Raw genomic sequence first — 21,833 nt, 5'->3', positions numbered from 1 at the left:
GGTAACTTGCCTTACGATTGCGCGAATGAGTGTCCTGGTGTGTTTCCACGCCCATCCCGATGACGAAGTTTTCACCACGGGCGGCGTGATGAGAATGGCCGCCGACGCAGGTCACCGCGTCGTAGTCGTCACCGCTACCGACGGTGCTCTCGGTGAATTCCCCGACGGACTGTTGGACGAATACGAGACGTTGGCTCAGCGCCGCAGCCGTGAACTCGAGGCGTCCACCGACGCGTTGGGTGCCAATCGCGTCGTGTCCCTGCACTACCCGGATTCGGGGATGGTGGGTACGCCCGAGAACGAGAATCCGGAAGCGTTCTGCAACGTCGACGTCGAGAAGGCGGCCGAGCGTCTGGCCGAGGTTCTTCGTGAAGAGAACGCCGATGTCCTGACCATCTACGACCCCAACGGCGGATACGGCCACCCGGATCACATCCAGGTCCACCATGTCGGCGTTCGTGCTGCAGAACTCGCGGGCACGCCGTTCGTTTACGAGGCGTCCACCAACCGCGATCACATGAAGATGCTGATGCAGGCCAACCCCGAGTGGACCGAGGAGGCGCAGCCGCCGGACATCGAATCGTTCGGGCTTCCGGCTGACCAACTCACCACCGCAGTCGACGTGAGTTCGGTGATCTCGTCCAAGCGCGCGGCCATGTACGCGCACGCAACGCAGGTCGGCGATTTCGGCCCGTTCCTCGAAATGCCGACGGAGCAGCTCGCCGCGGCATTCGGCACCGAGTGGTTCCGTCGCCGAAACGCGCCGGAGGGACTGTCGGAAACCGCCCTGCCCCTCTGAGCCACCGCCCTCGATAAACCGAAGTCCCGACGGAGGTTTCGGCGGCTCGTTACCATCGGTAGGCATGGACCTCGAACAACTTGTCGCGAGCATGCCTTTTGCAGTTCACACCGGAATTCAGTTGGACAGCGCGGCACCCGAACAGGTTGTCGGCCATCTGGATTGGGACAGCCACCGCACCACCGCCGGCAACGGAATGCACGGCGGCGCCTTGATGACGCTGGCAGACAGCGTCGGCGCCGTCTGTGCATTCCTCAATCTTCCGCCCGGCGCAAGTACGTCCACCACCAGTTCGTCGACCGTGTTCACCCGCGGGGTTCGTAAAGGCACGGTCACCGCAACTGCCCGTCCATTGCACGCGGGACGCAGCACCGTCGCGGTCGTGACCGAGATTCGTGATGACGAGGGCCGTCTCGTCGCTCAGGTCACCGCATCACAGGCAGTGCTGGGACCGTGAAGCTTCCCTCGTACCGCGCCTCCGGTGCCACCCTTCCTTTCGGCAATCTGCTTGCCTCCCATGACGTTGCGATGGAGGGTTACTTCTGGCGTTTCACGATGCCGGAGAGCGGGCGGGTGGTGATTGCGCTCGCCGGAATCAACAAGTCCGATGGTGGCAACTGGTCGACGCTCGGTCTCGCGGCGCATCCGGGCGGATTCCTCCGGACCGCCGAGCACCCGAGCGGATCGGCCGATTCCCGCATCCTGGTGGCCTACGCCGACAACGCTTTCCGCGGCAATGCTGGTCGACTACAGGTCGATTTCGGCGACAGCCATCTCGATGTGCGGATCAGTAATCAGCGATTCTGGCCGCACCGCCGCTTCGGGGGATCGAGTTACTTCCAATCAGTTCCCGCACTCAATCAGTACTGGCATCCGTGGCTGCTCGGCGGCCGGGTCGAGGGAAGCGCCGTCATCGACGGACAGAGCTGGGATCTCACCGGAGCACAGGTGTACGGCGAGAAGAACTGGGGAAAGGGAGGATTCCCGGATGCCTGGTGGTGGGGACAGGCCCAGGGATTCACCGATCCGCGGGCCTGCGTGGCGTTTGCCGGCGGCCAGGTCAGCGCCGGGCCTCTGCGCACCGAAGTCACCGCCGTGGTGGTCGCCTTGCCAGACGGCACAGTGGTGCGTCTGGGCAATCCGCTGACGTCACAGGTGGAGACGACCGTGTCCGACGATCGTTGGACGCTTCGAGGTTACAGCCGAAAGTGGAGCGTCGACATCGACGGGACCGCACCCATCGCCGACGCGCACATACTTCCGGTTCCCATTCCCGCCGAGCGTCGAAACGTACCCGGAGCGCTCGAGCATCTCGGTGGAACCATGTCGGTTATCGTCCGGCGACGCGGCACCATAGTCTGGAAGGACAGATCAAGATTGGCCGCCCTAGAGCACGGCGGATTGGATCGGGCGCAGGCCGAACTCACTCGGCGGGAACAGCTCTCGCGAGATCGATGAGAGCGGATGCCGCCGGGTTCTTGCCGCCCGACGAACGCCAGACCAATTCCAACCGGGATCGAGCTTCCGGTTCGAGATCGATCCGATGCAACTCCCCCACTGTCGACTCGGGAAGCACAGCGATTCCCAACCCCTGTGCGGCCAACGAAACGATGATGCCGAGGTTGCTTGCCTCGAGCGCAACCGTCGCCTTCGTGCCGGCCGCGGAGCACGCGAAGTCCAGACACGTCCTGATACCGGTTCCCTCCGGAAGACAGATGACCGATCGCGTGGCGAGTTCGGCAAACGGCAGAGACGACAACGCGGCCAGCGGATGATCCGCCGCCACTGCGGCCACCAGTCGTTCGTCGGTGATCACCCTCGATTCGAGGTCTTCCGGCAGCTCGCCCGCAACTCCGATGACGGCTATGTCGAAGGTTCCGTCCACCACTCCGGCAAGCAGGCTGCGCGAATCGTCCTCGGCCAGCGAAATGTCCAAACCTGGGTGTCTGGTGTGTAGACGACTGAGCAGATCGGTCAGATCGGCGGAAGCGCAGGCGGTGACCATCCCGACCGAAACCGAGCCCCGAACCAGTCCGTTCAAGGCGTCGACAACGTCGCGACTGCTCTGCACGGAAGCAAGTGCAGCGCGGGCGTGTGGGAGGACGGCTCGCCCGGCATCGGTCAGACGAACGGTTCGACCACTACGGTCGAGCAACTCCTGCCCCAGCTCACGTTCCAGTCTTTTGACCTGCGCACTCACACCCGGCTGCGCCACGTGAAGCCGCTCGGCGGCGCGAGTGAAATTGGCTTCCTCCGCTACCGTGACGAAGTATTCCAGCTGCCGGAGTTCCATAACTGTTGATTCTAGCTTTGAGACAAACTAGATCTTGGACTTATCGAAAGTGTGCTTGCACGATGGAAACATGACAACAACACATGAAGTTCAGAAGGCCGCAACCCCCGAAGATATTGCCCGACTCTTCGTCCAGTTCGCGAACGCCGGAAACGCAGACGCTGTCGCCGGACTGTACGAGGAAAACGCTGTGATGGCGTTTCCACCCGGATCCCTCACGATTGGCCGTCAGGCCATCCGCGAAGTGATTTCTCAGATGCTCGCAGCAGCACCGACATTCACCGTCGAGGAAACCCTACCAACGGTGATCAGCGACGACCTCGCCATGACCTCGACCAAACCTTCCGACGGAACCGGCGGACGCACACAGGTGGCGCGCCGCCAGCCCGACGGTTCGTGGTTGCGGGTGCTCGATCGACCGGAACTCTGACTGCCCTCTTCGCAGTCAGACGGCCGACGCACGCCGCATTGCCGCCGCCGGATCGGCGAACAGCGAGCTCAGTGACACGACCGTCGAGGCGTATTCCTGAACGCGATTGCCGAAACCGGTGATTCGAATATCCTTGCGCTCCAAGGAGGATGCCGACGAGAAAGCCTCGGCGACGTGCGGCACGCCGGCCGGATAGTCGGTGAACGCCTGGCCACCGAGGATCACCCGATCCGGGTTGAACAGGTCACGCAACATCGCCACTGTCCGGCCGAGCACGCGCGCCCGGTCGACCAGAAGTTCGTGAGCCGGAATGGAACCCGCCGACGCAGCACGATAGACATCGGCGATCGTGACACGCTCACTGCCCTGGATCACTGCGCCCGAAGACAGTGCCTGCGCGACGACCGCGCGGTCGCTGATCGTCGCTTCCAAGCAACCCACCGCGCCGCAGGTGCACCGCGCCGACGAGCCGGTGGGCAGGTGCGCGATCGAACCGGGCCCGCTGGACGGAGTGTGCACTCGCCCTTCGAAAGTGATTGCGATACCGGCGGTTTCACGGGCGTAGAAGTACAGTCCGGTGGTTCCCGGCGTCGGCGCCTCGGCGCGGTCGTTGCTGAGCAGAAGTTCCGACGCGGCCATCGCCTCGACGTGGGCGGCGACCGAAACGGGGAGGTCCAAGCCGGCTCCGATGATGGATCCGACCTTGGCGCCCTTCCACCCCAGGCGCGGGTGATCGACTACTCCGGTCGCTGAATCGACGCGACCGCCGATGGCCACGCCGACGGCGAGCGGGCGACGCTTGTGCCACCGTGAGGCAAACGATTTGGCCGACCGCGCAATGGTGGCAAGTGCGACAGCGGAATTGGTGGCGGGCGTCGGAATCTCGACGGCGCCGAGCACCTTGCCGCGAATATCGCTGGCGATGATGCTGGTGACTACGGCACCGATGTGGATGCCGACGGTCAGGTACGGCTCGTGATTGACCTCGAACGGAACCCGCGGACGCCCGATGGCGCCGGAGGCTGTCAGGTCTGCGCGTTCGCGCAGGATTCCGAGGTCGAGCAGGCTCGTGACCTGCCGGTTCACGGTGGCAATACTCAGTCCGGACGCTTTCGCGGCGGTATCGCGAGAGAGCGGTCCGCGGGATCGAGCAATGCGCAACACAGTCGCGGACGGACCGTCGGCAATGCGCAGTTCGGGCGCAACAATCTGGGTACGGGTCCGGGTTCCCGAGAGCGCGGTTCGCGATCGGATGTTCGGAATGGCAGAGATGGTGGGTGTCGACATGGCTGTCCCTTGCAGAAGGAGGAGAAGGCGCATATCTCTGTCGACCGAGAAATCAGCGTTTCCACTGGTCACACGAAGAAGTAGACAGAAAAGGCGCAGAAATTAGCTGCAGAAAGAACGGCGGCGACAACACAGCTCTCGCGCCAGAGGCAGACGCGAACCAAGCGCAGCGGTCACATAGGTGACCCGCAAAGCGGCAGGCTGGTCGGTCGACATGGCTCCAAAAGTAGCAGCTTCACCGAGATTCACAAATCAGGTGCGGTAACGATCACACTGAACGCAACCCTGTCGTGGCGAAATCTCGCGTGTTTGGGTGGGCACACTCCCCACGAAAGGTGCACCATGTCTACAGCTTTCGCCAAGCCGACCCTCACCAATGCGGCGTCGACGAACGGAGCGGCTGCTGACGCCGCTCGCGGCACTGTCACCGCCCTCGGCGCGCATATCGGCGCCCGCATCGACGGAATCACCCTCGGCGGGCACCTCGACCCGGCGACGATCTCGCTCATCCGACAGGCACTTCTCGAACACAAGGTGATCTTCTTCCGCGGGCAAGACCACCTCGACAACGATTCGCAGTACGAGTTCGCCCAGCTGCTGGGCACCCCGACCACTGCCCACCCCACGGTGAAGTCGCACGGCGCAAAAGTCCTCCCCATCGATTCGGACCTGGGCAAGGCCAACAGTTGGCACACCGACGTCACCTTCGTCGATCGCATCCCCAAGGCGTCGATCCTGCGCGCGGTGCAGCTACCCGAATACGGCGGTTCCACGACGTGGGCGTCAGGGGTAGCCGCGTACAACGGACTCCCGGATCCGCTCAAGGCGCTCGCGGAGAACCTCTGGGCCCGCCACACGAACGTCTACGACTACGCGGCCACCAGTGCCGAGCGGCTCACCGAAGATCGCACGGCCGCCTACCGCGAAGAGTTCCAGTCCACTTACTTCGAGACGGAACACCCGGTGGTGCGTGTCCACCCCGAAACCGGAGAACGCACGCTCGTCCTCGGTCACTTTGTCAAGAACTTCGTCGGGTTGAGCACCGAACAGTCGAACGGTGTGTTCAAGCTCCTGCAGGATCACGCCATCAAGCTCGAGTACACGACGCGCTGGAACTGGGCGGCGGGTGATGTCGCCATCTGGGACAACCGCGCCACCCAGCACTACGCGATCGCCGACTACGACGATCAGTACCGCCGCCTGGAGCGCATCACACTTGCCGGTGACATTCCGGTCAACATCCACGGGGAACGAAGCAGCAGCATCGCCGGCGACGCTTCCGAATACTCGATTATCGAAGGTGCCTCGACTCTCCCATGACTTCACCGGATTCCATCCTTCCTCCGCATGCCCGCGGTTACGAAGGCTTCGAGGGTCGAATCGGCCGCACCGCAGCCGATTCGGCCCCGTCGTGGCCCACCGCCTCGACCCCTACTCCCGGATCACCCAACATCGTCGTGGTTCTGATCGACGACATGGGATACAGCGACATCGGGCCTTTCGGCTCCGAGATCGAGACTCCGACCCTCGATCGGCTTGCCGCGCAGGGTGTTCGGTTGACCAACTATCACACGACACCCCTCTGCTCGCCCTCACGCGCCGCACTTCTCACCGGCCTCAATCCGCACCGCGCCGGGTACGGATTTGTCGCCAACGCCGATCCGGGATACCCCGGGCTGCGTCTGGAATTGGCCGACGACGTGCAGACACTCCCCGAAATCCTGCGCGGCGCAGGCTATGCAACCTATGCGGTGGGCAAGTGGCATCTCGTGCGCGACGCAAACCTCGCCCCGGGCCGAAGTCGCGATTCCTGGCCGACGCAGCGCGGTTTCGATCGATACTACGGCTCGCTCGAAGGCCTCAATTCCTTCTACTATCCCAATCAGTTGATCTCCGACAATTCGGTGGTCGACGTCGACGAGTATCCCGAGGGCTACTACCTCACCGACGATCTGACCGACAAGGCCGTCGGGTACATCAAGGATCTGCGCGCCCACGATCAGGACAAGCCGTTCTTCCTCTACTTCGCGCACGTCGCGATGCACGGACCTTTGCAGGCCAAGCCGGCCGATCAGGCAAAATACCGCGGTCGCTACGACGAGGGCTGGGATCGAATCCGAGAGTCTCGGTTCGCCTCTCAGCTCCTGCAAGGACTCTTTCCGGACGGAACACGGCAGGCTCCGCGAAACTCCGAACCCGGCTTCGACGTCCCCGAATGGCATTCGCTCACACCGGAAGTGCAGTCTCGGTTCGCCCGCTACATGGAGGTGTACGCGGCGATGGTCGACTCGATCGATCAGAGCGTCGGACGCATCGTCGACACCCTGGACGAGCTGGGCGAGCTCGACAACACGATCATCGTCTTCACCTCGGACAACGGCGGCACCGCCGAGGGCGGTTCGGACGGAACCCGAAGCTACTTCGCACAATTCGCGCATATCCAGGATCCGGACTGGGTCGGCGATGTCCCCCACGACGAATCCCTGATCGGCGGACCGGAGTTGGGCGTCCACTATCCACGTGGATGGGGGCAGACGTCCAACACTCCCTTCCGGTTCTACAAAGGGCAGTCCTTCGCGGGGGGAATTCGTGTTCCCTTCGTCCTGTCGTGGCCCGCGGGATTGAAACCCGGAGCAGACGACAACGGGATTCGCGACCAGTTCGCGTACGTCACCGACCTGACCCCCACGCTGCTGGACCTGGCCGGAATCGACGCACCGAGCGTACGCAACGGGCTTCCGGTGAAGGAGTTCGACGGTGTCTCGACCGCACCGGTTCTGCGATCGTCCACCGCTCCGAGCACTCACACCGAGCAGTACACCGAGATGACCGGCAACCGCGGCTACTACAAGGACGGTTGGAAACTGCTGGCCCTGGCGCCGGACGACATCGACAAGCCACACTGGCAGTTGTTCGACGTCCGAGCCGACCCGACCGAGCTCGACAACCTCGCATCACGGTTTCCCGACAAGGTTCGCGAACTCGCCGAGGCCTGGGACCACTCGGCGTGGGCGAACACCGTCTTTCCACTGCTCGGCAACTCGGTGGGCGCAGTCCGGCGGCCGGCGGAGGAAGCACTCTCGCGCCCGGTCCGTCTGCTTGCCGGAACACCTCCACTGGAGCGCTACCGGTCGAGCAAACTGATCGGGTTCCGCGATTTCGACATCACGATCGAACTCGACGGTTACCGAGCAGGTGACGCCGGTGTTCTTGTCGCTCACGGTGATCCACAGGGCGGATATCTTCTCTACGTCGAGGACGGGCACCTGCATCTCGGATACAACGCATTCGGTTCCTACTCCGTGGTCGATGCAGGCCCGTTGGCGATCGGCAGCAAGCGCATCGACGTGTCCGTGACGGTGGTACCTCGGCTGCGTTGGGATCTCCACGTCAGTGTCGACGGAATCCATGCGGGTCAACTACTCGGGCAGGTACAACTGGTCGGGATGGCGCCGTGGACCGGCATTTCAGTCGGCGTCGACGCGAGAGGGCCGGTGTCGTGGGATGTGCGCCGACGCCACGGACCGTTCCGGTACAGCGGCTCTCTGCGTGCCGTCACCTACACACCCGGCCGGATACAAGTACCGCGTCGTCACATCGAATCCATCGAACGGGAAGCAGAGTATGCCGCCGACTAGCCCTACGATTGCATCATGACCATTTCTTCCGATGCCCGCATCGCCGTAGTCACCGGAGCCAGCTCCGGAATCGGTGAGGCCACCGCCCGCACCCTGGCAGCTCAGGGATTCCACGTCGTGATCGGTGCTCGCCGCGTCGATCGTCTCGAGAAGATCGCCGAGGAGATCGGTGGTACTGCTCTCGAACTCGACGTCACCGACGAGGATTCCGTCGACGCGTTCGCGGCCGTGGTCCCCCGTGTCGACGTGTTGGTCAACAACGCAGGTGGTGCAAAGGGTCTGGCGACGGTCCTGGACGCCGATCTGGACGACTGGCGGTGGATGTGGGAGACCAATGTCCTGGGCACGTTGCGTGTGACGAAGGCACTGCTGCCCAAGCTGATCGATTCGGGTGATGGTCTGGTCGTGACCATCACCTCGGTGGCCGCGCTGGAGGCGTACGACAACGGCTCGGGCTACACCACCGCCAAGCACGCTCAAGCCGTCCTTCATCGGACATTGCGCGGTGAACTGTTGGGCAAGCCCGTTCGTCTGACCGAAATCGCGCCGGGAGCCGTCGAGACGGAGTTCTCACTCGTCCGGTTCGAAGGTGATCAGGACAAGGCAGACAAGGTGTACGAGGGAATCACACCGTTGGTGGCGCAGGACATCGCCGAGATCATCGGTTTTGTTGCCTCGCGGCCGTCGCACGTGAACCTCGATCAGATCGTCGTCAAGCCGAGGGATCAGGCAAGCCCCGGCCGGTTCCACCGCACCACCAGCTAGTTCGAATCGTTCTGACTAACCAGTGCGAATCGCCCGGTGTAGGACGAGGCCGAGATTGCGTGCAATCTCGGCCTCCGTCATTTCCGCGGAAGCGCCGCGGGCACTGACGGTTTCACCCGCGGTGATGATGTACCGACCGTCATCGGCATAGTCGTACCAGTGGAACGTTATTCCGTCGTCGGTCGGTCTGCTGTCGACGGCTCCGCCTGGGTATGCGGTGACTTCACCGATCGAGGTCCGTGCTCGGCCGAAGAACCTGCGCACTTCCTCGCTCCCGCGTGCACTGCCGGCGCTGCTCAGAAAGCTCTGTCCCCCGGTAGGTTTCGATCTCTCGATGCTCACACCACGCTCCGATCCGGCGGAGCAGGCGGGCAGCCGATCGACCAGCATCCGCGGAATTGCCGACGGATGCGCCACGCTCAGAACCACATCGGAGCCACAGTCCGAGGTCCTGCCGGGCAGTTGGGTTGCGAGCACGCCCAGATCGCCGGCAACAACGCCGTGCAATCGCGTCACTGTACTCATGTTCGGCCCGTGAAAGCCGGAAACCTCAACGCGAGCAGCGGGATTCGCAAGAGCTCCGAGAACGTGATGCAGCCGATCGTCAAGCATGGAGGACAGGCGCGCTCCCGCTCGACGGCGCTCCGCTGTCAGCTCGTTCATGGTTTCGGCCGTCGAACGAAACCGAAGCGGGTACGGCAGGCGGTCACGTCCGACCGCTTCCCAGAGGATCGAGAATTCGAGGCCGGTGAAGTGCCACTGCTTGGTTGTCATTCGCCCAACACCGCCGGGGAGACCATGGGTAGGTCGCCGATCAGGGCGTTGCCGTTCTCGACCGTGACGAGGTAGCCGGGGGTGTCGTGAACGTTGTCTTCGTCTTGTCCTTGTCCGCGTCCCGGTGCCATGCCGCCGACGCCACCCATCGCGCCCCGACCGCTCTGCGCGCCCGTCGCCGAGGTACCGCCAGTTCCGTTGACGCCCCCACGCCCGCCACCGGGGAGGCCGCTAGGGCCGAGAGCGCCACCGGCGAGGCCGCCAGGGCCGAGAGCGCCACCTCCGGTTCCACCTGGCCCGAAGCCGCCGGTACCGATTCCACCTGCGGAACCACCACCCGAACCGCTACCCATGAGGCCTGAAGGCGCTCCGGAACCGAGCTGAGCACCATTCGGAGTTGCACCTGCCAGGCCACCTGGCGCTGCACCGGCCGGCAGTGAGCCGGCATGTGCCGCGGTAGTCCCGGCCGGGCCCGAATCGTTTGCGAACCGGGCAGCATCGGCACCCGAATTCCCTTGGGCATCAACGCCGCTACGGTTGTCACCATTTCCGGAACTGGTTCCGGATGCGTTCTGACCGGAACCGTCTCCGGCCGGGTTTGCACCGCCGGAGTTTCCACCGTCCGCTCCTCCACCAACTCCGCCACCCGATGTAGGTGGCGTGCCGAGCCCGTTCCCCGAACCCGAAGTGTTCCCGCCGCCGGAACCACCGCCACCGAATGCGCCGCCCCCAGACCCTCCACTGCCTGCCCCTCCACTGCCGGTGATCGGATTGAACGCGGCCGGGAGGATCGGCACCTGGTCGTCCGCGCGCTTCATGTACGGCAGATACACGTCCTTCATCACCTGACGCGCTTGACGTTCGGCTTCTTCCGCTTCGTATTGGGCCTGCTTCCACGTAGCCCCGGGAACCACGCTGAGGATCATCTCGACCGTCGAGGCGCCGTCGGGTGCCGGAATCGAGCGTTTGGCCTCGTGGAGTGCGATCTTCGCCTCCTCGATCTTGTTCGAGATCAGATCGACCCGCACCTTCAGCTCACCCGCATCTGCCGAGTAGGCCAGCACGGCTTCCAACGCAGCCGAGCCGCCCCGCCCCTGCCACCCTTCGGTGATCGCGCCGTTCACATCGTTCTGGAACTTCCCGATGCCGGCTTCCACCCGGCCGGCAATTGCCTTCCAGGCCTCGCCGATTGCGCTCAGGGTTGCCGGATCCATCTCGTTGACGTGATCGAAGATTTCGGAGTGCGACATCGCGTCGAACGGATCGTCGTCCACGATTGCATGTTCGCTGTACTCCAGCGACGAGGTCTGAGCGGTGAGGGCATCGCGCTCACCCCAGGCTCGTGCGCGTTCTGCATCGGCGTCCGCAGTCGCAGCAGCCATCTCGCCGTCGAACGCGCCGCGGTCGTCGGTCACGGATTGAACCAGAGCAGATGTAGCGATTGCGCTAGCGACGGGAATACCGACAACTGGCAATGCCGCCACGCCGGAAGGAACGGCCTGCGTCGCTTCGGAAATTCTGCCCAGCACGTCTTCCAGAAATGGAATGCCCACTGCCGTCCCCCCCTGACGTCGAAACCTCCGTCAGACTCCCCCGAGCCGACAGCACTTACCTGTACTGACGCAAGCAACGCCCGGATGGTTCCGAACTTCGCCAGATTGCTCGGTTCACAGCGACAAATAGATTTAGGGCAGTGCGGACATCGACTTCCAGGTCGGCAGATCGATCGCCCAGTCGTAGATGTCGCCGTCCGCAGGAGACAGGTCGATCGACGTGCCGGTCACCTCGACGGGGTCACCGTAGAGGGCCGTTCCGAAGTACTCCTGCGCGTCGGACGTCGACAGGTTGATGCAACCGTTCGTGACGTTCGACGAGCCCTGTACCCCAGTGGTTTCAGGATTGGCGTGGATGAATTCGCCGTTGTTGGAGATGCGCACCGCCCAACGCTCGCGCACGTTCTCGTAGAACGGCGGGTTGGACATCATGAAGTCTTCGTACTTCTCGGTCACCATGTGAATGCCACTGCGCGTGACGTTTCGGGGTTCGTTGCCCTCGCCGTAGCTGACGGGAATGTCCATGATCGTCTGGCCGTCGCGCACCACCTGCATGCGGTGGCTCGGTGCATTCGCCTTCACGATCTGGCTGCGGCCGATCGTGAAATCGAGCGTGAGATCCTGGTCGCCGTAGGCGCCACCGCCGTAGTTCAAGCCGTAGAGCTTGGCATCCAGATGAACAGTCGTTCCTGGCACCCAGTAATCGGCCGGGCGCCAATGGGCCCGAGATCCGCCGTTGTCGTCAGCCAGCCAAGCCCACGATCCGGCGGTGGGCGGCACGGTGGTCACGACAAGTGCCTTCTCGACGGCCGCCTTGTCGACGACGGAGTTGTCGAACTGCACGGTGATCGGTGCCGCGATGCCAACTTCCTGGCCGTCGGCGATGTTGAGGGTGGCGCCGGTGGTCGACTCCGGGGCAACCGTCGTAAAGCTCCCTTGGACCGGCACGGATTTACCGTCGGTTCCGGTTGCCGAGCCCGACCACGAATACGTGGTGCCGTAGCCGAGTGCCTCACCGACGGTGAACGATGTCTTGTCGGGCGACAGTTGTCCGGCGACGGCTTTACCGGCTGCGTTGCTGAGGTTGACGTCGGACAGCGTTCCCTGGGTCACCGCTACCGAGACGGGGGCGACCGGGCTGACATCTTTGGTACCGGGCGCCGGCGTCGACACCACGGTCGCCACCGGTGCTGGTTCGGCGGCCGCCGCGCCGCCCTGTCCGTCCTTGCCGCCGATCGTGCAGCCGACGACGGCCACCATCACAGCGAGCAATACAGCTACCAACGCAACAAGACGCGAACGACTTCTCCGACCACCCAGCTCATGCACTTCAACAGGCTACCTGCGGGCTCTGTCAGGAATCAGACGGTGCAGCCCACAGTTACCGGTTCCGGTTCCAGGCGGACGCCGAACGCGGCCTCGACCCCGTCGCGCACTGCCCGCGCGAGCGAGACCACATCCGCACTCGTTGCGGACCCTCTGTTGGTCAACGCCAAGGTGTGCTTGGTCGACAGCCTGGCCGGTGCATCTTCGCCGGGATAACCCTTCGAGAATCCGGCCCGTTCGATCAACCATCCGGCCGAGAGCTTGGTCCCACCACTGCCGGGGAACTGCGGCACGGTGACGTCGCCGAGCTGTTCGGCGATGGCTGCGAGCACGGCAGGCAGCTTGTCGCCCGGCACTACGGGGTTGGTGAAGAACGAACCCGCGCTCCAGGTGTCGTGATCGTACGGATCGAGGACCATCGCCTTGCCTGTCCGAAGTCCCAGAACTGCCTCACGGACCTGCGACGCAGGCAACCGCGCGCCTTCTTCTGCTCCCAGCGCGGTGAACAGTTCGCGGTACGCGAGCGGGGCGCTCAATCCGTCGGTCGACGCGTCGAATTCGACGGCGAGAACCAGTGCTGCGTCCGAATGCTTGAGGACGCTCGACCGGTAACCCAATTCGAGTTTCGACGGTTCGACCCACGACACTTCGCCATTGCGCCGGTCGAGCAATTGAACTCGCCGGAGTCGCGAGCCCACCTCGACGCCGTACGCGCCGACGTTCTGTACCGGCGTCGCACCCGTGGAGCCCGGAATCCCGGAGAGACACTCGAGGCCACCCAACTCCGCGGCGACGGATTGGCCGACTACTTCGTCCCACACCGCACCCGCTTCGGCAACGACGCGGTCCGTGTCGAGGCTCACGGTGGTGTTGGCCACACGAACGACAACTCCGTCGAATCCCTCGTCGGAAATCACGAGATTCGATCCGCCGGCGAGAATCAGCGTCGGGATCTGCTCGCGATCGAGCAGCGTCACGACGTCGATCAACGACTGCGTCGTCGGGCATTCTGCGAGCAGCCGCGCCGGTCCCCCGATTCGCAGCGTCGTCAATCCTGACAAGTCAACGTTCTCGGACACGAAAGCGCCTGATTCCACGACGCGTCTGCCAATGGTTACGTCCCACACATCGATAAACGGTAGCCTCCACAATCGTGAGCCGTCGCATCGAGCATTCGTCGAAGTACACAGTCCCCGCCGAGAAGGTCCATGAGGCGGTGACCTCCGAGCAGTACTGGCGCGACCGAATCGTCGCTGTCGGTGGTCCCGGCGCAACGATCGAAGAGCTGACCGTCCGCGACGAGACCGTTGCGGTCACGATGTCGCAGATCATTGCCGCCGAGCACCTCCCGAGCATGGTGTCGAAGGTCGTCAACGGCGACATCGTCATCAAGCGCAGTGAAACGATGGCCCCGTTCAAGGACGGCAGGGCTACCGGAACCTTCTCCGCCCACGTCGACGGTGTTCCCGCCCGTATCGAGGGCACCCAGGTTCTGACTGGTGACGAGAACTCCGCCACTCTCGAGGTCGACGGTGAGGTCGAGGTCAAGATCCCGTTCCTCGGCGGAAAGATCGAGAGCGCGATAGTCGACGAAGTTGTCCGGCTCATCCAGGCTGAACAGGACTTCACCCGGGAGTGGATCGCGAAGTAAAACCCTGCGGGCGGCGACAGTTGTGGATACGGCCAATTTGGCTTGTCACAGCGGGTAACAGGTATTCTTTCCGATCATGGCTCGCCGCATCGACTACTCCGCCCGCTATCAGCACTCCCCCGAGCAGGTCTACGCGGCGCTGGCGGACCGCTCGTACTGGGAGGCCCGCGTCGAGGAGATGCGCAAGCACTCCGAGAACCATGTGGAACATTTCGAGGTCACCGATACCGGAATCGATCTCGTGCTCCACCACATTCTTCCGCGCACCGATTTGCCGGACATAGCTCAGACGGTGATGAAGAAGGATCTTGTCATCACTCGCAAGGAGTCCTACGGCGCCTTCGGTGACACCGTGACCGGAACATATGAGGCTTCGATCCCCGCCGGGCCGGGAAGTCTGTCCGGAACCATGGAGTTGTTCGCTACCGATACCGGGTCCACACTGCGAACCACGTCCGAGGCCAAGGTATTCATCCCGTTCATCGGCGCGAAGTTGGAACAGCTCATGCTGATCAACCTCGTAGATCTGTTCCGCACCGAGGCACAGGTCACCGCGACCTGGCTCGCCGCTCGCTGAAGCCGGCGTGAAGAAGGCTCCACCCCCGAAGATCGAGGGGGTCATCACCCGTGGCACGACGGGGATCAACAGACTGCGACGAAGTGACCGGTGGATCGTCCACAACCGCACGATCGCACACGCTCTGAACAACGCAGCCGATCCGTTGATAGTCGACCTCGGTTACGGGGCGAGGCCGGATACCACCTTCGAGATGGCAAGCCGCCTCACCGCTGTCCGGCGGGACCGACGGGTCATCGGACTCGAGATCGACCCCGCCCGCGTGGTCGAGAGTCGTGACGGTGTCAGCTTCGCCCGCGGTGGATTCGAGCTGGCCGGTCTGACACCCGTTTTCGTGCGCGCATTCAACGTTCTCCGGCAGTACCCGGAGGACGCGGTTGATTCGGCCTGGTCGCACATCCAGTCCGGTCTCGCACCGGGCGGACTGTTACTCGACGGCACCTGCGACGAACTCGGGAGGCGTTGCGCCTGGGTACTTCTCGACGCCGATCGTCCGCTGACGCTGACATTGGCTTGGGACCCCTTCGACATCGAGCGACCGTCCGACATCGCGGAACGACTGCCGAAGGCTCTCATCCATCGCAATGTTCCGGGCGAGCCGATCCATGCGTTGCTGAGCGCTGCCGATCGAGCCTGGGCCACCGCTGCGCCGCACGCCTCGTTCGGCCCGCGCCACCGGTGGGCCGCCGCCTTGGAAATTCTTCGGGCACAGGGAATTCCCGTCCAACCCGCGCGTCGACGTCTTCGTGACTGCATCTTGACCGTGCCCTGGCACGTCGTAGCGCCGAATCCCTGAACTCCCAGACGGGAAACGCCCCGCCGCGGAGGTGTTCTCCGCGGCGAGGCGTCTTTGTGCCGGCGTCGGGCCAGGACCCGAAGGTGTTTTCCAGGCTTCCCAGCGAACCGGTCGAACTGCCGCCGTTGCCGGGATCGCCGCCGTCAGACTCTGCCGTGACCTTGACGGTGACTGCAGCCTGGGTCTCGGAACCGAGGTAGCCGTCAGTTCCGCTGAACACCGCGGTGATTCGACGATCGCCGAGTTCGGTGAAAGTATGCGAGAGCGTGGCCTTGCCGTTCACCACGGTAACCGATCCACCGATCGGGGTGGCTCCATCCATGAACTGGACCGTTCCTGCGCTGAGCGTAGGTACAACTGCCGCAACAAGATCGGCCTTCGCGCCCTTGACCGCTGATGCCGGGACGCTCACGGTGATGGACGTTTCCTGATCCTCCGCGGCCGGAGCCGTAACCGAAACCGCCCGCGCGGCCGAGGTAGAGGTGAGGAATCCTGTGGCACCCGAGTAGACGGCCGTGATGTCATGCGTGCCGACGCTCGCGAACTCGTGCATGATCGACGCCTTGCCGTCGACGACCGACACCGGCGAGCCGAGATTGCCCGAGCCGTCCTTGAACTGCACCGTGCCGCCTACGGGAGTCGGCGTGACGGCTACGGAGAGACCAACTGCCGTAACGGTTTTCGCATTCGCCGGAACGGTCAAGGTCGTTTGGGTCTGCTGGTCGGTGGGAGCCGGCGCCTTGACGTTCACGGGAATCGGTGAGCCCAGATCCCTGCCGCCTTGCTTGAACTGCACGGTTCCGCCTGCAGCACCGGTCGAGACGGAGTCAGTGAACGACTACCGGAGCGACCGTCAACGCATGCGGCGCGGACGTCGAGGCCTGGTACACACCGGAACCGGAGTACACCGCCACCGCACTTGCGGGACCGGTGATCGTGGTGGCAGTGCTCTTGTCGTCTTCGGAGACGACGACGTCGACAGCCGAAGACGTCGAGGTCGATACCTTCGCATTGCCGAGATATTTGGCCGTCACGCTGTGCGTTCGGACGTCGGCCGGTGTCCAGGCAAGTGTTGCAGCACCATTGGCGAGCGTGCCCTCACCGATCTTGGTGGCGCCGTCGAAGAACTCGACCGAATCACCGTCGGCACCACCGGTCACTGCCGCCTTCAGCTCAACGGACTGCCCTACCTTTACAGCGCACAATCCGCACCAACGCGATACTGGAACTCAAACGTCTTCACGTCGCCGCCCCACATCGGCCATTCCGTAAGTCCCGCACTCATCTCTGATATGGGCGTCATATTCGATTTGGGACGTGATGCCAGAAGCTCGCAGAAGTATAAGAATTCAATCTCGATTACAGGCTTGCGGCGAGCGCCAACTCCACTCGAACAGCAACATCCACACTCGCGTTCTCACACGAGAGATACAACTCGTGCGCGTCGAGTCGACCGATCGCCACCGCATCAGCGACTACTTCGTTGAGTAGGACTTGGGAAATTCCACCGGAAGCGAGGTCGTGCACGGTACGCAACGGCGTGGTGATGCGGATGGGCCCGATCTGTTCACACTCGTCGTCCGCGAGTGGCAGTCGATGCAGTGCGACCTGGCGGGTCGGCGCCGCGAGAGGATGCGCAACGGAGAGATGAATGAAACGAGGTTGCAGGTGCCCGAGGCCATGCAGATCTGCGGCACTGTAGTGCGAGACGGTGGCGCTACCGGCGAACCACGTGCACCACTTCGCAAACTCGTCCAAGGCAGTATGTCTGACGCGTTCGAGGCGAAAAAGTCCGCGACACTCACACGTCCAAGCTCCGGATTCCGTCATCTCGTCCATCAGGGCCAGACCGAAACCCAGTTCGGATGCCTGGAGAGCCGTGACAAATCCGCACTGTCGTAGCGCCAGCAGCTCGAGTGACTCGTAGTCCGAAGCCATGACCACCTCCGGTGACCGTCGAAAACGCCGTTTCGAACAGACTACGGGCGACTGTGTCGCGCATCACAGGAATGAGGAAGTGCGTATTCACAGAGTTCGTTCAGACTCGTCGGGAAGAATCTGGCGAATGACTGTCGCAGCGAACAACCCTCGTCCGCGCAACCGAGTGCTCATCATCCTTCTCGTGGTGATCGCCGTACTCGTCGCGGCGCTCGTCGGTGGAGAACTGTACGTACGCAACCAGGTGAAGACCTGCATGGCCGACCAGTTCCAGAGCGAACTGGGATCCCAGGTCGATGTCGGGTTGAGCTGGAAGCCAGTACTCCTGCAGGCAGTCGACAAGAAGGTGCCGTACATCAGCATCGACAGTGACGACTCGTCGTTCGGCCCCGCAACGGGAATGCAGGTTCACGCGAAGGTGAACGACATCAACCTGCAGCCCTCGACGGGTAACAGCGGCACCATCGGCAGCTCCAGCGCCGACGTCAACTGGTCTACCGCAGGCATTCTCGCCACCTTGCAGGAACAGACCTTCGGCGGGCTCGTCTCCGGCGTCACCGCCGACTCGAGCGCCGGAACACTCGCGTTCGACGTCGGACCGGTCGGGCTCGCGAAGCTCACGGTCAAGCCCACCGTCACCAACGGTGTGGTCGACGTCCAGACCGTCGGCGCCGAGATTCTCGGATTGGGTCTGCCGACCGACCTGGTCGACGGCATCGTCCAGACACTCACCGACAGCCTGCAGACGTACCCGCTGGACATGAAGCCCACCAAGCTGACCGTCACCGACGACGCTATCGAGATCTCGCTCGAGGGTGGCGCCTACGCCATGCCCGTCGCCGACGCGAACAACCAGAACACCTCGGCGGTGCCGGACAGCTGCGGCCTGCTGACCTAGTCGGCCAGTCCGTCCAGTACTGCTCGGGTTCCGGACAATCCGAGGCGGGTGGCACCGGCCGCGATCATGTCGAGTGCTGCCTGCGTAGTACGTATTCCGCCACTGGCCTTGACTCCCACGCCCGGGCCGACCGTCTGCGCCATCAGTGCGACGGCCTCGACCGTCGCTCCGCCCGCGGGGTGGAAGCCGGTGGAGGTCTTGACGAAGTTCGCCCCGGCACGCACAGCTGCGCGGCAACATTCGACGATGGCCTCGTCGGACAGCGCTGCGGTTTCGAGGATCACCTTGAGGATCGCACTCTCCCCCATCGCCTCGCGGACGGTGAGGATGTCTGCCAACACCGCGCTGTAGTCGCCGGCGACCGCCGCTCCTACGTCGATGACCATGTCGATCTCGGCTGCGCCTTGATCGACGGCCAGTCGCGCTTCAGCGCCCTTGACCAGTGAATGATGCTTCCCCGACGGGAATCCGACGACGGCCGCCGTCACCAGTCCGTCGGCGCGAATCGGCAACATCGACGGCGAGACGCAGACCGCGAGCACACCGAGGCTGCGTGCTTCGTCGATCAAGGCGGTGACATCGGCCGCGGTGGCTTCGGGTTTGAGCAGAGTGTGGTCCACCATCGCGGCAACCTGGGAACGAGTGAGTGCAGCTTCAGACATGGTGGAAAGCTTGGCACACCACCACGCGACCGTCGCCGCAGCCGCACCTGAGAGACTAGGCCGCATGACCGCTGCACCTTCGATCGACGATCGTCGCTATGTTCTGTCCCTCGGCTGCCCCGACACCACGGGCATCGTCGCACGCATCTCGACCTTTCTCACCGACGTCGGTGGATGGATCGTGGAAGCTGCGTATCACGCCGATGCCGACACCGGATGGTTCTTCACGCGGCAGGCGGTCCGTGCGTCTTCGGTGAGCATGAGCATCGACGAGCTTCGTGAACGGTTCAAAGCTGTTGCAGCCGAGATCGGTCCGGAAACCGAGTGGACTCTTCACGACTCGGGTGCTCCCAAGAAGATCGTGCTGCTCGTGAGCAAGGAAGGTCACTGCCTGCATGATCTCCTTGGCCGCGCTGCGGGCGGAGAACTTCCGGCAGAAATCAGCGCCGTCATCGGAAACCACGAGGATCTGCGCAGTGTCACCGAGCGCCACGGGATCGACTTCCATCACGTTCCGTTCGCCAAGGACCCGGCTGAACGGGGACCGTCCTTCGAGAAGGTCCGCGCCCTGGTCGACGCTCACAATCCCGACGCCGTAGTTCTTGCACGCTTCATGCAGGTGCTGCCCGAATCACTGTGCGAGCATTGGGCCGGACGCGCGATCAACATCCACCACAGCTTCTTGCCGTCGTTCATCGGCGCCCGCCCCTATCACCAGGCGTTCGCGCGCGGCGTGAAACTGATCGGCGCCACCTGCCACTATGTCACCGCCGAACTCGACGCAGGCCCGATCATCGAGCAGGACGTGATCCGCGTCGACCATGCCGACGATGTCGCCGACATGGTCCGTCAGGGTCGAGACATCGAAAAGCTCGTACTCTCACGCGGACTGCGCTGGCACCTCGAGGATCGTGTTCTGGTCCACGGGCGCAAGACGGTTGTCTTCAGCTAGAGCAGCGTTGCGCTAGAGGTTGCGCAATCGCACGATTTCCTTGTCGAACTCGTCGATGTTCTCGATCGACGACATATGACCGACGCCCGGCAACACGATCAACCGTTCGAGGTTGCCGGCGTCGTCGAGGACCTGCGCAAGCTTGCGCGCATGGACCGGCGGAGTGAGCCGATCAAGCGAGCCGACGAGCACGGTGGTCGGCACTTCGAGATTGTCGAGTCCCTCGTGAATGTCCAGGGTGCTCAGCGCTGCTCCCCAACCGCCACGGATGCGGGGCTTGCACTCGCGAACGATGTTCTCGCAGAACTGAATCTCGGCCTTGGTCGCGTTCGGTGACATCGAGACGTATTGGATCGCCTTCGTCATCGCGCCCGAGGAGACGAACGGAACGGGCGAGCTGAGGATGGCGCGGCCCACCGGGACCGGCACCCGAGGAAAACGATTGGGCAGTGGGATGACCGTGGTCTCCGCGATCAACCTTTCACTCGCGGTGCTCGCGAGCATGACCGCCGATGCATACTTCTTGACCTCGTCGGGGTGGCGACCAGCCCAGGCGATGATGCTCATCCCGCCCATGCTGTGACCGACGATGACGGCCTTCTTGTCCTCGCGAACCGTGGCTGCCAGCACAGCAGAGAGGTCGTCGGCAAGGACGTCCGGGCCGAGCGGAAGATTGCCGACGGTGCTGCGGCCGTGACCGCGCTGATCGTAGGTGATGACGCGGTATTCGCCGGCAAGCGCATTGACCTGCGGGTACCAGAATTCGGTTGAGCACGTCCAGCCGTGACTGAGAACGATCGGATCGCCGTCGACGGGACCGTAAGCCCGGATGTTGATGATCGCACCGTCGTCGGTGGTCAGTTCACTGATGTCAGCTTTGAGCGTCGGAGCCTTCAGGAGTGCATTGGGCTCAACGTCACTCGAGAGGGTCAACCCACGCGTGGATCGCCGATGACGGATCCCCGCGACAGCCGCGACGAGTGCTCCCACTCCGACGGCGCCTGCCAGTACTCGAAGCTCTGTGGTGCGCGAACGACTGGACATGCATTTACCCCTGACTGCTGCTGACGACAGACGGATGCAATCTATGTGTGACTGCCGTTAACCGACACTATCACTCGAACAACGCCCGTTGTCAGCGTTGGAGCGAAGAGTGGGGCAGCACACGATGAGCGGGAACCGCAGCACACTACCAGCGAGAACCGCCGTGCTGGATGTCATCGACCCGCGGGCGAACGTCCACGAGATACACGCACACTGCGACGACCGCGATGATGCCCAGGAGGCCGACAGGAGACGTCGCCAGAAGAATCAATGCCGCGACAATCAGAATTCCCAGCCAGATCGGCTTGGTCAATTTGTTGACCGCGGTGAAGGCGTCTGGACGCTGCCTGACGGCATGAACGATCGCGTAGACAGCGCCCACCAACGCGAGCACTTTGAGTGCGAGAAAGATCAGACCGACTAGCCCATCGACTTGAGTCACAACTACAT

At 63.4% G+C, this 21,833-nt stretch carries 23 protein-coding genes and 1 pseudogene; 12 read left to right on the top strand and 12 right to left on the bottom strand.

What is annotated here, in order from left to right; genetic code table 11:
* Positions 1-25: 25 nt before the first annotated feature.
* The 3 genes from ACFWEM_RS23370 to ACFWEM_RS23360 all read left to right on the top strand — a co-directional run bounded on the left by ACFWEM_RS23370 (position 26) and on the right by ACFWEM_RS23360 (position 2,257).
* A complete protein-coding gene (locus ACFWEM_RS23370; protein WP_019744397.1) occupies positions 26-799 on the top strand; it encodes a PIG-L family deacetylase in 774 nt (257 codons plus the stop codon).
* A 64-nt stretch (positions 800-863) separates the two neighbouring features.
* Positions 864-1,256, top strand: coding sequence for a PaaI family thioesterase (locus ACFWEM_RS23365; RefSeq protein ID WP_003942017.1), 393 nt, complete (start codon positions 864-866; stop codon positions 1,254-1,256).
* A complete protein-coding gene (locus tag ACFWEM_RS23360; RefSeq protein ID WP_378537514.1) occupies positions 1,253-2,257 on the top strand; it encodes a tocopherol cyclase family protein in 1,005 nt (334 codons plus the stop codon). Before ACFWEM_RS23365 ends, ACFWEM_RS23360 begins: the two co-directional genes overlap by 4 nt.
* Here the strand turns inward: ACFWEM_RS23360 and ACFWEM_RS23355 are convergent.
* A complete protein-coding gene (locus ACFWEM_RS23355; protein ID WP_378537512.1) occupies positions 2,223-3,092 on the bottom strand; it encodes a LysR family transcriptional regulator in 870 nt (289 codons plus the stop codon). The two genes, ACFWEM_RS23360 and ACFWEM_RS23355, sit on opposite strands and share 35 nt — an antisense overlap.
* Positions 3,093-3,162: 70 nt before the next feature.
* Here ACFWEM_RS23355 and ACFWEM_RS23350 point away from each other — a divergent pair, with 70 nt between their 5' ends.
* The gene (locus tag ACFWEM_RS23350; protein WP_378537510.1) at positions 3,163-3,522 is read left to right on the top strand and encodes a YybH family protein; all 360 of its coding nucleotides are present in this window, start codon (positions 3,163-3,165) and stop codon (positions 3,520-3,522) included.
* Between the two features lie 15 nt (positions 3,523-3,537).
* Here ACFWEM_RS23350 and ACFWEM_RS23345 read toward each other — a convergent pair whose 3' ends face one another.
* Positions 3,538-4,809: an ROK family protein gene (locus tag ACFWEM_RS23345; RefSeq protein ID WP_378447114.1), complete on the bottom strand. Its 1,272-nt coding sequence runs from the start codon at positions 4,807-4,809 to the stop codon at positions 3,538-3,540.
* 342 nt (positions 4,810-5,151) lie between these two features.
* Here ACFWEM_RS23345 and ACFWEM_RS23340 point away from each other — a divergent pair, with 342 nt between their 5' ends.
* From ACFWEM_RS23340 to ACFWEM_RS23330, 3 genes are read left to right on the top strand one after another with little or no spacing between them, the layout of a single operon-like run.
* Complete coding sequence (locus ACFWEM_RS23340; protein WP_378537508.1) at positions 5,152-6,129, top strand: TauD/TfdA dioxygenase family protein; 978 nt, start codon at positions 5,152-5,154, stop codon at positions 6,127-6,129.
* Positions 6,126-8,447: an arylsulfatase gene (locus tag ACFWEM_RS23335; RefSeq protein ID WP_378537506.1), complete on the top strand. Its 2,322-nt coding sequence runs from the start codon at positions 6,126-6,128 to the stop codon at positions 8,445-8,447. Before ACFWEM_RS23340 ends, ACFWEM_RS23335 begins: the two co-directional genes overlap by 4 nt.
* Positions 8,448-8,462: 15 nt before the next feature.
* A complete protein-coding gene (locus ACFWEM_RS23330; protein WP_095970396.1) occupies positions 8,463-9,212 on the top strand; it encodes an SDR family NAD(P)-dependent oxidoreductase in 750 nt (249 codons plus the stop codon).
* 15 nt (positions 9,213-9,227) lie between these two features.
* On the opposite strand, the gene ACFWEM_RS23325 is transcribed toward ACFWEM_RS23330, so the two are convergent.
* The 4 genes from ACFWEM_RS23325 to ACFWEM_RS23310 form a co-directional block, all read right to left on the bottom strand.
* Entirely contained in the window at positions 9,228-9,986 is a 759-nt protein-coding gene (locus ACFWEM_RS23325) for an ESX secretion-associated protein EspG (RefSeq protein WP_378537504.1), read from the bottom strand.
* Entirely contained in the window at positions 9,983-11,539 is a 1,557-nt protein-coding gene (locus tag ACFWEM_RS23320) for a hypothetical protein (protein WP_378537502.1), read from the bottom strand. The genes ACFWEM_RS23325 and ACFWEM_RS23320 overlap by 4 nt, the downstream gene beginning before the upstream one ends.
* A 132-nt stretch (positions 11,540-11,671) precedes the next feature.
* On the bottom strand, positions 11,672-12,868 hold the full coding sequence (locus ACFWEM_RS23315) for an Ig-like domain-containing protein (RefSeq protein ID WP_378537500.1): 1,197 nt from the start codon (positions 12,866-12,868) through the stop codon (positions 11,672-11,674).
* Between the two features lie 32 nt (positions 12,869-12,900).
* The gene (locus tag ACFWEM_RS23310) at positions 12,901-13,944 is read right to left on the bottom strand and encodes a UDP-N-acetylmuramate dehydrogenase (RefSeq protein ID WP_378537498.1); all 1,044 of its coding nucleotides are present in this window, start codon (positions 13,942-13,944) and stop codon (positions 12,901-12,903) included.
* Positions 13,945-14,018: 74 nt separating this feature from the next.
* Between ACFWEM_RS23310 and ACFWEM_RS23305 the strand changes: the two genes are divergently transcribed.
* From ACFWEM_RS23305 to ACFWEM_RS23295, 3 genes are all read left to right on the top strand, one after another.
* Complete coding sequence (locus tag ACFWEM_RS23305) at positions 14,019-14,516, top strand: DUF2505 domain-containing protein (protein WP_378537496.1); 498 nt, start codon at positions 14,019-14,021, stop codon at positions 14,514-14,516.
* Between the two features lie 76 nt (positions 14,517-14,592).
* Complete coding sequence (locus ACFWEM_RS23300; protein ID WP_378537494.1) at positions 14,593-15,093, top strand: DUF2505 domain-containing protein; 501 nt, start codon at positions 14,593-14,595, stop codon at positions 15,091-15,093.
* A 7-nt stretch (positions 15,094-15,100) separates the two neighbouring features.
* Positions 15,101-15,889, top strand: a complete 789-nt coding sequence (locus tag ACFWEM_RS23295; RefSeq protein ID WP_230816907.1) for a class I SAM-dependent methyltransferase — start codon at positions 15,101-15,103, stop codon at positions 15,887-15,889.
* Between the two features lie 217 nt (positions 15,890-16,106).
* Here ACFWEM_RS23295 and ACFWEM_RS23290 read toward each other — a convergent pair.
* From ACFWEM_RS23290 to ACFWEM_RS23280, 3 genes and pseudogenes are all read right to left on the bottom strand, one after another.
* Positions 16,107-16,640, bottom strand: a pseudogene (locus ACFWEM_RS23290) (Ig-like domain-containing protein); the annotation flags it as partial.
* A gap of 76 nt (positions 16,641-16,716) precedes the next feature.
* Positions 16,717-17,049, bottom strand: a complete 333-nt coding sequence (locus tag ACFWEM_RS23285; protein WP_378537492.1) for an Ig-like domain-containing protein — start codon at positions 17,047-17,049, stop codon at positions 16,717-16,719.
* A gap of 199 nt (positions 17,050-17,248) precedes the next feature.
* A complete protein-coding gene (locus ACFWEM_RS23280; protein ID WP_378537489.1) occupies positions 17,249-17,827 on the bottom strand; it encodes a hypothetical protein in 579 nt (192 codons plus the stop codon).
* Positions 17,828-17,954: 127 nt separating this feature from the next.
* Here ACFWEM_RS23280 and ACFWEM_RS23275 point away from each other — a divergent pair, with 127 nt between their 5' ends.
* On the top strand, positions 17,955-18,725 hold the full coding sequence (locus tag ACFWEM_RS23275; RefSeq protein WP_378537487.1) for a DUF2993 domain-containing protein: 771 nt from the start codon (positions 17,955-17,957) through the stop codon (positions 18,723-18,725).
* Here the strand turns inward: ACFWEM_RS23275 and deoC are convergent.
* Positions 18,722-19,387 carry a deoxyribose-phosphate aldolase gene (deoC, locus tag ACFWEM_RS23270; protein ID WP_378537485.1) on the bottom strand — a complete coding sequence of 222 codons (666 nt, stop codon included), beginning with the start codon at positions 19,385-19,387 and terminating at the stop codon, positions 18,722-18,724. The two genes, ACFWEM_RS23275 and deoC, sit on opposite strands and share 4 nt — an antisense overlap.
* A 64-nt stretch (positions 19,388-19,451) precedes the next feature.
* Here deoC and purU point away from each other — a divergent pair, with 64 nt between their 5' ends.
* On the top strand, positions 19,452-20,339 hold the full coding sequence (gene purU / locus ACFWEM_RS23265) for a formyltetrahydrofolate deformylase (RefSeq protein WP_003941509.1): 888 nt from the start codon (positions 19,452-19,454) through the stop codon (positions 20,337-20,339).
* Positions 20,340-20,351: 12 nt separating this feature from the next.
* Here the strand turns inward: purU and ACFWEM_RS23260 are convergent, their stop codons facing one another.
* Both ACFWEM_RS23260 and ACFWEM_RS23255 read right to left on the bottom strand, forming a co-directional pair.
* Positions 20,352-21,383 (bottom strand): alpha/beta fold hydrolase, encoded by a 1,032-nt coding sequence (locus ACFWEM_RS23260; RefSeq protein ID WP_378537482.1) that lies wholly within the window; start codon positions 21,381-21,383, stop codon positions 20,352-20,354.
* A 145-nt stretch (positions 21,384-21,528) separates the two neighbouring features.
* On the bottom strand, positions 21,529-21,825 hold the full coding sequence (locus ACFWEM_RS23255) for a DUF2516 family protein (protein WP_003941505.1): 297 nt from the start codon (positions 21,823-21,825) through the stop codon (positions 21,529-21,531).
* Positions 21,826-21,833: the final 8 nt, after the last annotated feature.

The sequence above is a fragment of the Rhodococcus sp. NPDC060176 genome (genome assembly GCF_042728675.1).
Lineage (GTDB): Bacteria > Actinomycetota > Actinomycetes > Mycobacteriales > Mycobacteriaceae > Rhodococcus_F.
The sequence above is the reverse complement of the archived record's forward strand: the minus strand, read 5'-3'. Positions and strand labels throughout refer to the sequence as shown.

Coding starts and splice junctions, on each gene's coding strand:
- ACFWEM_RS23370 (WP_019744397.1), top strand. CDS start 26: ATGAGTGTCCTGGTGTGTTTCCACGCCCATCCCGATGACGAAGTTTTC.
- ACFWEM_RS23365 (WP_003942017.1), top strand. CDS start 864: ATGGACCTCGAACAACTTGTCGCGAGCATGCCTTTTGCAGTTCACACC.
- ACFWEM_RS23355 (WP_378537512.1), bottom strand. CDS start 3,092: ATGGAACTCCGGCAGCTGGAATACTTCGTCACGGTAGCGGAGGAAGCC.
- ACFWEM_RS23350 (WP_378537510.1), top strand. CDS start 3,163: ATGACAACAACACATGAAGTTCAGAAGGCCGCAACCCCCGAAGATATT.
- ACFWEM_RS23345 (WP_378447114.1), bottom strand. CDS start 4,809: ATGTCGACACCCACCATCTCTGCCATTCCGAACATCCGATCGCGAACC.
- ACFWEM_RS23340 (WP_378537508.1), top strand. CDS start 5,152: ATGTCTACAGCTTTCGCCAAGCCGACCCTCACCAATGCGGCGTCGACG.
- ACFWEM_RS23335 (WP_378537506.1), top strand. CDS start 6,126: ATGACTTCACCGGATTCCATCCTTCCTCCGCATGCCCGCGGTTACGAA.
- ACFWEM_RS23330 (WP_095970396.1), top strand. CDS start 8,463: ATGACCATTTCTTCCGATGCCCGCATCGCCGTAGTCACCGGAGCCAGC.
- ACFWEM_RS23325 (WP_378537504.1), bottom strand. CDS start 9,986: ATGACAACCAAGCAGTGGCACTTCACCGGCCTCGAATTCTCGATCCTC.
- ACFWEM_RS23300 (WP_378537494.1), top strand. CDS start 14,593: ATGGCTCGCCGCATCGACTACTCCGCCCGCTATCAGCACTCCCCCGAG.
- ACFWEM_RS23280 (WP_378537489.1), bottom strand. CDS start 17,827: ATGGCTTCGGACTACGAGTCACTCGAGCTGCTGGCGCTACGACAGTGC.
- ACFWEM_RS23275 (WP_378537487.1), top strand. CDS start 17,955: ATGACTGTCGCAGCGAACAACCCTCGTCCGCGCAACCGAGTGCTCATC.
- deoC (WP_378537485.1), bottom strand. CDS start 19,387: ATGTCTGAAGCTGCACTCACTCGTTCCCAGGTTGCCGCGATGGTGGAC.
- purU (WP_003941509.1), top strand. CDS start 19,452: ATGACCGCTGCACCTTCGATCGACGATCGTCGCTATGTTCTGTCCCTC.
- ACFWEM_RS23260 (WP_378537482.1), bottom strand. CDS start 21,383: ATGTCCAGTCGTTCGCGCACCACAGAGCTTCGAGTACTGGCAGGCGCC.